Consider the following 13362-nt stretch of genomic DNA (forward strand, 5'->3'; position numbering starts at 1 on the left):
GGGGGGGGGGGTGGGGTGTGGGGGTGGGTTAGTGGACTGCGGGGGCTGTGGTGAGGGTGGCGGTGGTGGTGTCGAGGGTTGCTTCGGTGCCTACTGGGACTGTTAGTTGGTTGGGGCCGTGGCCGATGGGGAGGCCGCCGAGGACCGGTACGCCGAGGTCGCCGAGGCGTTCGGTGAGCACGTCGACGATCGTGGTGTCCCAGCCGTCGCCGCAGTCGGTGAACTGCCCGACCGCCACTCCGGCCAGTCCGTCCAGCGCGCCGGCCCGGCGCAGGTGGGTGAGCATCCGGTCGACCTTGTACGGGGGTTCCTGCACGTCCTCGATCAGCAGCACCGCACCGGTCAGGTCGGGCAGGTCCGGTGTGCCGATCGACGCAGCGATCATGCACAGGTTGCCGCCGAGCAGGGTGCCGGTGGCGCGACCCGGGACGCGTACGCCGAAGGTCTCCTCGGTGGGCACTGCGGTGATCGACACTGGTTCGGTCGTCATCAGCGCCGCGTGCAGGGACTCGGCGGAACGCAGCGGCGTCCGCTCGTCGCGCCAGGCCGCCCCCGGGCCGTGCACCCCGGCCAGTCGGGCACCCCGCCACAGTGCGAACTGCAACGCGGTGATGTCCGAGAAGCCGGCCACCACCTTCGGATCGCGGCGGACGGCGGCCATGTCGATGGCGTCGACGATCCGCTGGGCCCCGTAGCCGCCCCGAGTGCAGATCACTCCGCGGATCTCCGGATCGGCGAAGGCCGCGTTCAGGTCGGCGGCGCGCTGGTCGTCGGTGCCGGCGAGGTAGCCGTGGCGGGCGTACGCGTTCGGCGCCGGTACCGGGCGCAGACCCCAACCGGTGAGCAGCTCCATGCCCCGGGCCACCCGCTCCGGCGAGGTCGGCCCGGACGGCGACACCAGCAGCACCGGGTCACCAGGGCGCAGCACGGGCGGGCGGACGGTGGCGGTGTCCTCGCTGATCACAATCGAGGAGCCTAACGACCCCACCGTCGTCGGGAGGCCGCGCGGGCGGTGGGAGGCCGCGCGGGCGGTGGGAGGCCGCGCGGGCGGTGGGAGGCCGCGCGGGCGGTGGGAGGCCGCCCGGGCGGCATCGCTTGTGCCGGGGCGTGGCAGCGCGTGCCGTACCAGCTAGCCTCGACGGGTGGCAACCGCGCTGGTGATCGAGAACGACCCGACGGACGACGCGCGCCGGCTGGGTGAGTGGCTGACCGAGGCTGGGCTGGAGCTGTGGGTGGTTCGCCCGCACGCCGGCGACGAGCTCCCCGCCGACCTGGAGGGGTACGCGGCGCTGGTGGTGCTCGGCGGCGACCAACAGGCGTACCCGCTGCCGGACGGCTCGCCCGGCGCACCCTGGTTTCCCGCCGTGGAGGGCCTGCTGCGCAAGGCGGTCCGGCACCGGGTGCCGACCCTGGCGGTGTGCCTGGGCGCGCAGTTGCTCGCCACCGCGCACGCTGGGCTGGTGGAGCGCAGCCCGTCCGGGCCGGAGATCGGCCCTGGCGTGGTGGGCCGGCGCGACGCCGCCGAGGGCGACCCGTTGTTCCGGTACGTGCCGTTGATCCCGGACGTGCTCCAGTGGCACTCCGACGAGATCACCGAGCTGCCTCGGGCCGCCACCCTGCTGGCCGCGTCCACCCGCTACCCGCATCAGGCGTTCCGGCTCGGCGACCGGGCGTGGGGGTTGCAGTTCCACATCGAGTGCGACGCCGCGATGATCGCCGGCTGGGCCACCGACTCGACCCAACTCGCCGAGCTGGGCTACGACCCGGAGTTGGTGGTCGCGGCCTGCGCCTCGGTGCTGCCCGACATCGAGGAGGTCTGGCAGCCGTTCGCCGCCCGGTTCGCCGCGCTGGCCCTCGGCGAGTTGGACGACAGCACGATGCGGCGCGGCCTGCCGTTGCTCGGGCACTGATGAGCCGGCCGACCAGGGCACCGGGCCGGCTCGCCCGGTACGGCTTCGGCACCGCCGAAGGCGACGGCGGCGCACGCGCCGCGGACCTGCTCGGCCCGGATGGGCTGCGGCTGTGGCGGCTGGAGGAGCAGGAGCCGGCCGACGCGCTGGCTGCGGAGCTGCTCGCCGCGCTGTCCCGGGCCGCCGACCCGGACCTGGCGCTGCGCCAGCTACACCGCATCGTGGAGGCCGAACGCCGCACGACCGAAGGCAGCGGCGAGTCGCCGCTGCTTGCGGAGCTGCACGCCGACCCTGGCCTGCGGCGACGGCTGATCGCGGTGCTCGGTGCGTCGGCGGCGCTCGGTGACCATCTGGTGGCCCATCCTGAGCAGGCCTTGACGCTGCGGACCGCCCCGGACGGGCTCGCCCCGCTCGCCGAGGGGCGGCTGGAGCCGACCGACGGTGACAACCCGGTGGCGGCGCTGCGGACCGCGTACCGGTTGGCGCTGCTGCGGATCGCGGCGGCCGACCTGACCGGCGGGCGTGGCCTGGAGCAGACGATGGCAGCGCTCTCCGCGCTGGCCGACGCGACGCTCTCCGCGGCGTACGAGATTGCCGTCGCGGAGTTGGCGGAGGGCAGCGAACGGCCCCGGCTCGCGGTCGTGGCGATGGGCAAGTGTGGCGGCGATGAGCTGAACTACGTCTCCGACGTGGACGTTATCTTCGTGGCCGCCGAGGACGCGGACCTGCCCGCCGCGACCCTGGTGGCGACCCGGCTGATCTCCATCTGCGGGTTGGTCGCCTGGCCGGTGGACGCCGCGCTGCGCCCGGAGGGCAGCCGCGGCCCGTTGGTGCGGACCCTCGCCAGCCACCTGGCCTACTACCGGCGATGGGCGCGCACCTGGGAGTTCCAGGCGCTGCTCAAGGCCCGCCCGGCCGCTGGTGACCTGCCGCTGGCCCAGGAGTGGATCGACCAGCTCGCGCCGCTGGTCTGGCGGGCGGCCGAACGACCCGAGGCGGTCGAGGACGTCCGCGCGATGCGCCGCCGGATCATCGACCACATCCCGCCGAAGGAGCTGGAACGCGAGATCAAGCGCGGTCCCGGCGGCCTGCGCGACATCGAGTTCGCCGTCCAGTTGCTGCAACTCGTGCACGGTCGCGGCGACGAGACGCTGCGCAGCCCCGGCACCATCCCGGCGCTGCGCGCGCTCGTCGCCGGCGGCTACGTCGGTCGGGCCGACGGCGAGGCGCTGCTGCGCGGCTACCGCTTCCTGCGCAGCGTCGAGCACCGGCTGCAACTACAGGGCCTGCGCCGTACGCACACCGTGCCCGCCGATCCGGGCGCGCTGCGCTGGCTCGCCGCCGCGCTGGGTTTCACGGCCACGCCGGGGCGCAGCGCCGTGGAGAGCTTCCGGGCCGAGTGGGTCACCCACGCCACCGAGGTACGCCGACTGCACGCCAAACTGCTCTACCGGCCGCTGTTGGAGTCGGTGGCCCGGGTGCCGGCCGACGGGTTGCGACTCACCCCGGAGGCGGCCCGGAATCGCCTGGAGATCCTCGGCTTCGCCGACCCGGCCGGGGCGTTGCGTCACCTCCAGGCGCTCACCGGCGGGGTGAGTCGCACGGCGGCCATCCAGCGGACGTTGCTGCCGGTGCTGCTCAGCGAGTTCGCCGACGCGCCGGAGCCGGATCGAGGGCTGCTCAACTACCGGAAGGTCTCCGACAAGCTGGGCAGCACGCCCTGGTATCTGCGGCTGCTGCGCGACGGCGGCCCGGTCGCCCGTCGGCTGGCCCGGGTCCTCGCCCTGTCCCGGTACGTCGCCGACCTGCTCGCCCGCGACCCGGAGGCGCTGCGGCTGCTGGCCGAGGAGAACGAGCTGGTGCCACGCTCCCGCGAGGTGCTGCGGGAGGGGTTCCTGGCGGCGGCGGCCCGGCACACCGACCCGGTCGAGGCCACCCGCGCGGTGCGCGCGCTGCGACGGCGGGAGTTGGTCCGGGTGGCCTGCGCCGATGTGCTCTGCCGGGCGGGCGCGCTCGCACCCAGCCCCACTCGGCCGGACGGCGCGCTCGCTCCCAGCCCCACCCCGCCGGACGGCGTCAACCGACCGGCCCCCGGTCTGTCCGACATCACCGAGGTCGGTACGGCGCTCGCCGACGTCACCGACGCCACCCTGGCCGCCGCGTTGCGCGCCGCTCAGGCCAGCCAGCCCGCGCCGGCCGGGCTACGGTTCGCGGTGATCGGCATGGGTCGGCTGGGCGGGTACGAGTCGAACTACCTCTCCGACGCCGACGTGCTCTTCGTCTACGACCCGCCGCCGGGCAGCAGCGAGAGCGCCGCCAGCGCCGCCGCGCACGCGATCGCCGAGGAGCTGCGCCGACTGCTCGGCGTACCCGCCCCGGACCCGCCGTTGGGCGTCGACGCCGACCTGCGCCCGGAGGGCCGCCAGGGTCCGCTGGTGCGCAGCCTCGCGGCGTACGCGGCGTACTACGCCCGCTGGTCGCGGGTGTGGGAGGCGCAGGCGCTGCTGCGTGCCCGGTTCGTCTGCGGTGACGCCGACCTGGGCGCCGAGTTCGAGGCGATGATCGAGCCGGTGCGCTACCCGGCCGACGGGCTGACCCGCGAGCAGGTCATCGAGATCCGGCGGATCAAGGCCCGGGTGGAAAATGAGCGGCTGCCCCGGGGCTCCGACCCGGCCACCCACACCAAGCTCGGTCGCGGCGGGCTGGCCGACGTGGAGTGGGCGGTGCAACTCGTCCAGCTCCGGCACGCCGGGGCGATTCCGGCGCTGCGCGGCACGCGTACTCTCGATGCCCTCGCGGCGGCCGAGCGGGCCGGCCTGGTCGACCCGGTGGACGCCGCGGAGATGGCCGCCGGATGGTCTCTGGCCGCGCAGGTCCGCAACGCGTTGATGCTGGTCCGGGGCCGGGCCGGCGACCAGCTGCCCCGGCACGGGGTGGAGCTGGCCGGTGTGGCCCGGTTGCTCGGTCGAGACGATCCGGGGGAGTTCCTCGACGAGTACCTGCGCACCGGCCGCCGCTCGCGCGCCGCCGCGCAGCGCGTGCTGGAGGGGTAGCGGCGTCAGCTGCCGAGGGTGTATTCGCCGGGGTGGGGGACCACGACGGTGGTCCAGTCGCCGTCGGCGGTGACGGTGGCGTCACCGGAGGCGCTCAGCCAGCGGCTGTGTCGCACCCGGACCGCCACCGGGCCGGCGCTCGGGGCCCGGAAGGTCACCGTGGCGCCATCGAGGCGGACCAGCTCGGCGGGGGCGGCGACAAGTGGCAGCGGGTCGGCCACCGCCCAGACCCGCCAGTGTGGGCCGGACCAGACCGGCGTCAGGTACGGCAAACCGCCCTCGACCAGCTCCGCCTCGGCCCGTCCCACCCAGGACAGCGGGGCGTCCGGCAGCGCCACGTACTGCACTGCGTTGTCGGTCAGCCAGGCCCGGTAGCTGTCCGGGTTCAGTGGTACGCCGGTGCCGGTCGCGCCGGGCACGGTCGTGAAGAACAGCGGGTTGCGGTCGATGTCGGCCTGCCGCAGCCACCCCCGGGCCAACGGCACCTCGCCGAGCCGCGCCGCCTCCCAGTAGTTGCGCGTCGGGGGAACCTCCACCCGCCCGGTGAGCCGCTGCCCGGCCAGGAACGCGCGCAGCGGCGCGTGGTAGCCGGGCGTGCTGGTCGGGTCGCCGATCCCGCGCAGGTCGGCGGGGACCGCCGGCGGCTGCCAGACGCAGACCGCCGCCAGCAGCGCGGTCAGGCCGACCCCGCCGACGAGCCGGGCACGGGTGAGCCCGGCCGCCCGGCGGGTGAGCCAACCCGGCGGGCTGGCGGCGGCGGCCAGCACCGGCAGCGCGAACATCGTGACCAACCGGGTGGCGTTCAACCCCACCGGTGTGTGCACCAGGGCGGCGGCGAGCACCCCCGCCGCGCAGAGCAGCGCGCCGAACCGCACCGGCCGGTACGCGACCAGAGCGGCCACCACCAGAGCGGTCAGCACCGCGCGCAGCGTGTCGGTGCGGCTGATGTTCATCCAGCCGCCGTCGCCGAAGAGCAGCGCGGTCGCGGCCAGCGGCACGGCCGCCGCGACCCCGAGCGCCACACCGTCGGCGTACCGGCGGCTGAGCAGCAACGCGACCCCCACCAGGCCGACGAAGAGACCGGCCACCGGGCTCGTCGCCGAGGCCAGCAACGCGGCGACCGCGGCCAGCCCGAGCCGTGACAGCGTCCGCCCGCCCGTTCGCGCCTGTTCGGGGTACGCGGCGGCGTGGCTTTCGGGGTACGCGGCGGCGTGGGTTTCGGGGTGCGCGGCGGTGCGGCCGAGCGTGAGCGCGAGGAGGGCAGCCAGCCCGAACGCCACCCCCAGCGCATACGTGACCCGGCCGGAGACCAGGTTGCCGGTGAGCGTGACCACCCCGACCAGGCTGCCCAGCAGCGGCCGGGGCACCGGACTACGGGTCAGCAACGCGGCCAGCGCGGCAGCCGACGCCACCAGAGCCAATGCTCCGGTCACCCGGACGCCGAGCAACGCCATCACCGGCTGGGAGACCAGGCTGTAGCCGAACTGCTGCACCCCGCCGTACCAGCGCAGATCCACCGGCGTCGGACCGTGGGCGGCGAAGAAGTCGGCCCGGGCGACCTGCGCGGCGAGGTCCGAGCCCATCAGCGGCAGGGCCAGCCAGAGCGCGCCGAGCACGACGGCGGAACCGGTGGCCACCGCCACCACCCGACTGCGCCGCATGCCCACCTCCGTACCGCGACCACCGTACTGGCAGCATGTCCGGCGTGCCTCACCACCTCGCGCGTTGGACCGGACTGGCCGGCTCGGCGCTGCTCGCCGTCGCCGCGTTCCTCGGCGGTGCCCTGCCCGGGGCACCCCTGCGCCCCACCCCGGTCAGCATCTGGCAGGGCCCGAACGGGCCGCTGGTCATCGCCGCCTGGCTGGTCGGCACCGCGCTGATGGCGTACGCCTGGTGGTCGCTGCGGGACCAGGTGCCGTCGACGCGCTGGGCGCTGATCACCGTTGGGCTGTGGCTGCTGCCGGTGCTGATCGCGCCGCCGCTGGCCAGCCGCGACGTGTACGCGTACGCCTGTCAGGGCGCCAGCTACGCCGCCGGGATCAACCCCTATGAGCAGGGCGTCTCCGCGCTGCCCTGCCCCTGGCTGGACACCATCTCGTACATCTGGCGGGACACTCCGGCGCCGTACGGGCCGCTGTTCGTGGTGCTCTCCGGAGCGGTGGTCACCGCCACCGGCTCACTCACCGGCGCGATCGTGGCGTTTCGGCTGATCGCGGTGGCCGGGGTGGCGCTGACCGCGTTCACCCTGCCGGTGCTGGCTCGGCGAGCCGGCGTACCCGCCCCTCGGGCGGTCTGGTTGGCGCTGGGCTGCCCGCTTGTCGCCGTACACCTCGTCTCCGGTGCCCACAACGACGCGCTGATGGTCGGGCTCCTGGTCGCCGGGCTGGCGGTGATCGCCGCCCGGCCCGGCCGCACCGGGCCGCTGCTCGCCGGCGGCGCGCTGCTCGGGCTGGCCGCCGCGATCAAGGTGACGGCGCTGGTCGTGGTGCCGTTCGCGGCGCTGGCCGCCATCGTCGGCGGGTACTCGGTCCGGGCCCTGATCCGGTACGGCGGATGGGTGGTCGGCGGCGCGGTCGCCGTCGTGGCCGGGGTGACCTACGCGGCGGGGCTGGACTTCGGCTGGGTGAGCGGGCTGGCCCGAGGCAGCGACGTGATCGCCTGGACCTCACCGTCCACCGCCGTCGGGCAGACCGTCGGCTACCTGGCGGTGCCCTTCGGCGCGAACATCGACGCGTTGCCGGTGACCCGGGGCATCGGCATGGGGGTGCTGGCGCTGCTGCTGATCTGGCTCTGGTGGCGAGCCCGCACCCGCGATCCGCTCTGGTACGCCGCACTGGCGCTGGCCGCCACTGTCGCCCTCGCGCCGCTGTTCCACCCCTGGTACTGGATCTGGCCCCTCGCGGTGCTGGCGGCCACCGCCCGTCGGACCGGATGGTTCACCGTGGTCGCCCTGATCGCGTCGTTCCTGGTGCTGCCCGACGGCACCGGGCTGCCCCGCTACACCAAGACGGTCGGGGCGCCACTGATGACGCTGTTGGTGATTGTGCTGGTCATCCGGTTGGTACGGTCGGCTCGGGCGGCCCGTCAGCCGGTCGCCGCCGACTGAGGGAAGGTGCGCCGGTGACCGCTCCCGGCGCGTCGCCCCCACCGGCTGGTCGACGGGCCGGGCGTTCCGCCCGGTACCCGGGCCTGGCCGGCGCTGCCCGGTACGCGGGCCTGGCCGCGCGTCGTGCCCGGTACGCGGGCCTGGTTGGCGCGGTTTTGCTCGCCGTGGCCGGATACCTCGGTGGGGCGTTGCCTGACGCCCCGCTCGGCGCGACACCTGAGTCGATCTGGCGAGCCCCGGGCGGCCCCGCGACGCTTACCTGTTGGCTGGTCGGCACCGCGCTGCTGGTCGGGGCGTGGTGGTCGCTGCGCTGGGGAGTGCCGTCGACCCGTTGGGCGTACGTCACCGCCGGACTGTGGGCGCTACCGCTGCTGCTCGCGCCGCCAATGGGCAGCCGGGACGTCTACTCGTACGCCTGCCAGGGCTGGACGTACGCGCACGGCGTCGACCCGTACACCGTGGGGGTGGCAGCGGCCGGCTGCCCGTGGGTGGACGCGGTGGCGCCGATCTGGCGAGACACCCCGGCACCGTACGGGCCGGTGTTCGTACAGCTCGCGGCGCTCGCGGTGCGCCTCGGCGGCGGGCTCACCGGAACGGTCATCCTGCTGCGCGTGATCGCCGTGGCGGGGCTACTGCTGGCCGCGTTCTGCCTGCCCGCTCTGGCCCGGGCCGCCGGGATGGCGGATGAACGCTCTGCTGGGGTGTCGACGGGGCGTTCTCCTGGGGTGCCGACGGGGCGGTCTGCTGGGGTGACGGCTGGGGTGACGGCTGGGGGGTCTGCCGGGTGGGCGGGTGGTGTGCCGGTGCGGCGGGCGGCGTGGTTGGCGCTGGCCGGTCCGCTGATCGGCGTGCACCTGGTGGCCGGCGCACACAACGACGCGGTGATGCTGGGCCTGTTGCTGGCTGGGCTGCTGATCGTGCTCCGTCGACCAGGTCGGCCGGCGACGTTGCTGGTCGCCGGTGTTCTGCTCGGGCTGGCGGTGACGGTGAAGGCCAGTGCCGTGGTGGTCGCGCCGTTCGCCGCGTTGGCCGCAGTGCGGGGTCGTCACACCGTAGGGGCGTTGCTGCGCGACGGCGGCTGGCTGGCCGGCGGGCTGCTCGCCGCGCTGCTGGTCACCTCGGCGGTGTCCGGCCTCGGATTCGGCTGGGTGGGTGGGCTCACCCACAGCGGGGACTCCGAGCAGTGGACGTCGCCACCCACTGCCGTGGGCCTGGTGGTGGACTACGCCGGTGCGCTGTTCGGCCGGGATCCCGGGGCGGTGCCGGCGGTCCGGGCGGTCGCCCTGGTCCTGCTCGCCGGTGTGCTGGTGGTGCTCTGGTGGCGGGCCTGGCAGACACTGCGCGAGTCGAACGACGTCGGGCCGGGGATGGCCCAGGCCGAGACGAGGGCTCGCCCGGTGCAGCTTCCGCCTGTGCCGCCTTCGCCTGTGGCGTCCCCGTCGGTGGCTCAGGCACAGGCTCGGGTGGCGTTGCGGGGTGCGGCGTTGGCGCTTGTCGCCACCATCGTCCTGTCACCGGTATTCCACCCCTGGTACGCCACCTGGCCGCTGGCGCTGCTCGCGCTCACCGCCGCCCGTACGACATGGTTCGTGCTACCGACGGCGGTGGCGGCGTTCCTCGCCCTGCCCGACGGCACCAACCTGGCCCGCTTCACCAAGGCCCCCGGCGCGGTGGCGATGACCGCCCTGCTCCTGGGCGTGCTCGTACTCGCCACCGCACGCCTGCGGGGTCCAACCCGCCGCAAAGATCGCGCTCGAACGTGGATGTAGTCCCTGTCGCCCCTGGTGGCCGGCCCGTTGCGTTAGAGGGAATGTTCGCTCGTCAACCCGTTGCTGCTCCGTCGATCATGGAGCTGTGGTGGGCGACAAAGTACATTTATCACGCCAAACCAGGCACCATAACTCCATGATCGACGAGGCCAGGCCGCCCCTCCTGCGCGATCTTGCGGTTGCTGTGGCGACAAAAGTGGGCATTCCGCGCGCATCGGCGACCGAAACTGCAAGATCGACGGGGGTGGGGCGTTGGCGCAGCGACGGACCTGGGTGTTGGGGGGTGCCAGGGGGCCCCTTGACCTGGCCGACAATCGCTGACGCGACGGTGTTGCCATCCGGATTCGTGCACGATCTTGGTGGTGCACCCCTGGGAGGCGTTGGCGTGGGGCGGGAACGGGCCGGGCCGGCTCCGCGATGAGCGGAGCCGGCCCGGCCGGTGTTCGAGCGACTGCTCAGCAGTCGTCGTGCAGCTGACTGCTCAGCAGTCGTAGTACATGGCGAACTCGTGCGGGGTCGGGCGCAGACGCACCGGGTCGACCTCGTTGGCGCGCTTCCAGTCGATCCAGGTGGAGATCAGGTCGGGGGTGAAGACGCCGCCGTCGAGCAGGTAGTCGTGGTCGGCCTCCAGCGAGTCGAGCACGGCCGGCAGTGAGCCCGGCACCTGCTTGACGTCGCCCCACTCCTCCGGCGGGAGGTCGTAGAGGTCCTTGTCGATCGGAGTCGGCGGCTCCATCTTGCTCTTGATGCCGTCCAGGCCGGCCATCATCATGGCCGAGAAGGCCAGGTAGACGTTGGCCGACGGGTCCGGCACGCGGAACTCGACGCGCTTGGCCTTGGCGTTGCTGCCGGTCACCGGGATGCGGGTGCAGGCGGAGCGGTTGCGCTGCGAGTAGACCAGGTTGACCGGCGCCTCGTAGCCCGGCACCAGGCGGCGGTACGAGTTGACCGTCGGGTTGGTGAACGCCAGCAGCGACGGCGCGTGGTGCAGCAGACCGCCGATGTACCAGCGGGCCATGTCGGACAGGCCGGCGTAGCCGGTCTCGTCGTAGAACAGCGGCTCACCGTTGAGCCAGAGGCTCTGGTGGGTGTGCATGCCGGAGCCGTTGTCACCGAAGAGCGGCTTGGGCATGAAGGTCGCGGTCTTGCCGTTGGCCCACGCCTCGTTCTTCACGATGTACTTGAAGAGCTGGAGCTGGTCACCGGCGTGCAGCAGGGTCGAGAACCGGTAGTTGATCTCGGACTGGCCGGCGGTGCCCACCTCGTGGTGCGAGCGCTCCACGTTGAAGCCGGTGTCGACGAGCCGGCGCACGATCGAGTCACGCAGGTCGGCGTAGTGGTCGACCGGCGGAACCGGGAAGTAGCCGCCCTTGTACGCGGTCTTGTAGCCGAGGTTGCCGCCCGGCTCCTCGCGGCCGGTGTTCCACGCGCCCTCGACCGAGTCGATGTAGTAGAACGACTGGTGCGCCGAGGTCTCGTGGCGGATCGAGTCGAAGATGTAGAACTCCGCCTCGGCGCCGAAATAGGCGGTGTCGGCGATGCCGCTCGCCGCCAGGTACGCCTCGGCCTTCTTCGCGACGTTGCGCGGGTCGCGGCTGTAGGCCTCGCGGGTGAACGGGTCGTGAATGAAGAAGTTGAGCGCGAGAGTCTTCTGTGCGCGGAACGGGTCGATGAACGCGGTGGCGACATCCGGGAGCAGGAGCATGTCCGACTCGTGGATCGCCTGGAAACCGCGGATCGACGAACCGTCGAACGCGAGGCCGTCGGTGAAGAGGTCGTCGTTGACGGACTCGACCGGCAGATTGAAGTGCTGCATCACGCCGGGCAGGTCACAGAAGCGAACGTCGACGAACTTCACGTCCTCGTTCTTGAGGTATCGCAGCAGTTCCTCGGGATTGGCGAACACACATCCTCCTGGCACGTCCACGGGGTGGCTAGGCTTCTGGCGACGCTATGGCCAGGCGGTTGCCCGGCCGTGTCTCCGTTGTTTCTGCCGTGTTACGTCGCTCGCGGAGCGTCAGTGACGTTCCTGTCCACGTCTCCGGCCCGCCAGGAACGCCGTACCGACTGTGCCAGTGTAATGACATCTGATGCCTTTGGCCTGAATCGGCACACAGTGGCGACGGCACCCGGCGAGCCCTCATCCCGGCGCGGATACCCTTGACCGCTGTGACCAATCCGCACGCTCCGGCAGCGCCGGCCACCGACCCCACCTTCACTCCGCCGACCCTCGGGCGACGGTTCGGGGCGCTGATCAGCGACTGGGTGCTCTGCCTGCTGGTGTCCAACTTCTTCGCCGATCCGGTACGCGACGGCTGGGCGCCGGTGCTGGTGCTGGTGCTGGAGTACGGCATCTTCCTCGGCCTGTTCGCGCAGACGCCGGGCATGTACATCACCAAGGTCCGCTGCGTGAACTGGCACGACGGCGGCCGGATCGGCGTGCTCCGGGGGCTGATCCGTGGCCTGCTGCTGGCCCTCGTCGTCCCCGCGCTGATCATGGACGAGCACCGTCGCGGCCTGCACGACCGGCTCGCCGACTCGGTCATCGTCGACGCCCCCCGCGGCTGACCGACCCGGAACCCCGCGACCCGCGACCCGCGACCCGCGAGATCGCACTCGATCCGGGATGTAGTGGCATCCGCCACGCACGAGGCCACTGCATCAAGGATCGAGCACGATCTTGGTTGGTTCCGCGCGCTGGGGGCGGGGGCATGAGGGTGCCGAGGCGGCCGGCGCGCTGGGGCGGGTGGCATGAGGGTGTACGCAAAGGAGCCGGACCCGTGTGGGTCCGGCTCCTTTCTACGCGTACACCTGGGGTCAGCGGCCCCGCGACTGGCGGGAGGCGCCTGGCGGCCGCATGTTCTTCGGGATCGCGCCCTTGGGCATCTGCGGCCGGGCGGTGAGCGCCTTGAGTCGCTTGTCCAGCGAGTTGACGTCCTTGCCGGAGAGGGCGCGGGGCAGGCGCAGCAGCGTCGTCCGAAGCTTGCGGATCGGCAGCTCGCCCTCCTCCTGCCCGATCACGTAGTCGTGCAGCGGAGCGGAGCCGATGACCTTGGACAGCCGCCGCTTCTCCTGGCCGAGCAGGCCGCGCACTCGCTGCGGGTTCCCCTCGGCCAGCAGGATCACGCCCGGGCGGCCGATCACCAGGTGGACCATGTCCATCTGGGTGGTCGAGCTGACCGCCGGGGTGACTCGCCAGTCGCCGCGCATGTTCTCCATGATCTGCGCCGCCGCGCCGGGTTGCCCCTCGGCGGCGTTCATCATCGCCTTGTTGGACCGCAGGTTGAGCACGATCAGCACCGCGAGCAGGATGAACAGGATGCCCAGCGGCAGCCAGATCCAGCCCCAGAGGATGACGGCGACCACGGTGAGCGCGAGCGGGAGCAGCACCGCCGCGGCGACCAACGGCGCGAACCACCGGTCCTGCTTGGCGGTGAACTGGAACACCATCCCGATCTGCTTCAGCCGCTGGCCGAACGAGACCTTCTCCTGGGGCTTTGCCATGCCGCAGAGTCTAGTGGTCG

9 protein-coding genes are annotated in these 13362 nt (G+C 72.9%); 5 read left to right on the forward strand and 4 right to left on the reverse strand.

What is annotated here, in order from left to right:
• Nucleotides 1-28: 28 nt before the first annotated feature.
• Nucleotides 29-964 (reverse strand): S66 peptidase family protein, encoded by a 936-nt coding sequence (locus IF46_RS0114420; RefSeq protein WP_030488845.1) that lies wholly within the window; start codon nucleotides 962-964, stop codon nucleotides 29-31.
• 178 nt (nucleotides 965-1142) lie between these two features.
• Here IF46_RS0114420 and IF46_RS0114425 point away from each other — a divergent pair, with 178 nt between their 5' ends.
• Both IF46_RS0114425 and IF46_RS0114430 read left to right on the forward strand, forming a co-directional pair.
• Nucleotides 1143-1910 carry a type 1 glutamine amidotransferase gene (locus IF46_RS0114425; protein WP_030488846.1) on the forward strand — a complete coding sequence of 256 codons (768 nt, stop codon included), beginning with the start codon at nucleotides 1143-1145 and terminating at the stop codon, nucleotides 1908-1910.
• Complete coding sequence (locus IF46_RS0114430) at nucleotides 1910-4963, forward strand: bifunctional [glutamine synthetase] adenylyltransferase/[glutamine synthetase]-adenylyl-L-tyrosine phosphorylase (protein WP_030488847.1); 3054 nt, start codon at nucleotides 1910-1912, stop codon at nucleotides 4961-4963. Before IF46_RS0114425 ends, IF46_RS0114430 begins: the two co-directional genes overlap by 1 nt.
• A 5-nt stretch (nucleotides 4964-4968) precedes the next feature.
• On the opposite strand, the gene IF46_RS0114435 is transcribed toward IF46_RS0114430, so the two are convergent.
• The gene (locus IF46_RS0114435) at nucleotides 4969-6624 is read right to left on the reverse strand and encodes a hypothetical protein (RefSeq protein WP_030488848.1); all 1656 of its coding nucleotides are present in this window, start codon (nucleotides 6622-6624) and stop codon (nucleotides 4969-4971) included.
• Nucleotides 6625-6668: 44 nt separating this feature from the next.
• Between IF46_RS0114435 and mptB (IF46_RS0114440) the strand changes: the two genes are divergently transcribed.
• Together mptB (IF46_RS0114440) and mptB (IF46_RS32540) are read left to right on the forward strand one after the other, a co-directional pair.
• Nucleotides 6669-8069, forward strand: a complete 1401-nt coding sequence (gene mptB, locus IF46_RS0114440) for a polyprenol phosphomannose-dependent alpha 1,6 mannosyltransferase MptB (protein ID WP_030488849.1) — start codon at nucleotides 6669-6671, stop codon at nucleotides 8067-8069.
• Nucleotides 8070-8152: 83 nt separating this feature from the next.
• On the forward strand, nucleotides 8153-9838 hold the full coding sequence (gene mptB, locus IF46_RS32540; RefSeq protein WP_420063570.1) for a polyprenol phosphomannose-dependent alpha 1,6 mannosyltransferase MptB: 1686 nt from the start codon (nucleotides 8153-8155) through the stop codon (nucleotides 9836-9838).
• 481 nt (nucleotides 9839-10319) lie between these two features.
• Here the strand turns inward: mptB (IF46_RS32540) and glnA are convergent, their stop codons facing one another.
• Nucleotides 10320-11744: a type I glutamate--ammonia ligase gene (glnA, locus tag IF46_RS0114455; RefSeq protein ID WP_030488850.1), complete on the reverse strand. Its 1425-nt coding sequence runs from the start codon at nucleotides 11742-11744 to the stop codon at nucleotides 10320-10322.
• Between the two features lie 263 nt (nucleotides 11745-12007).
• Between glnA and IF46_RS0114460 the strand changes: the two genes are divergently transcribed.
• A complete protein-coding gene (locus tag IF46_RS0114460; RefSeq protein ID WP_030488851.1) occupies nucleotides 12008-12406 on the forward strand; it encodes an RDD family protein in 399 nt (132 codons plus the stop codon).
• 249 nt (nucleotides 12407-12655) lie between these two features.
• Here IF46_RS0114460 and IF46_RS0114465 read toward each other — a convergent pair whose 3' ends face one another.
• Nucleotides 12656-13342 carry a DUF4191 domain-containing protein gene (locus IF46_RS0114465; protein ID WP_030488852.1) on the reverse strand — a complete coding sequence of 229 codons (687 nt, stop codon included), beginning with the start codon at nucleotides 13340-13342 and terminating at the stop codon, nucleotides 12656-12658.
• Nucleotides 13343-13362 lie beyond the last annotated feature (20 nt).

The organism is Micromonospora chokoriensis (assembly GCF_000718555.1).
GTDB lineage: Bacteria > Actinomycetota > Actinomycetes > Mycobacteriales > Micromonosporaceae > Micromonospora > Micromonospora chokoriensis_B.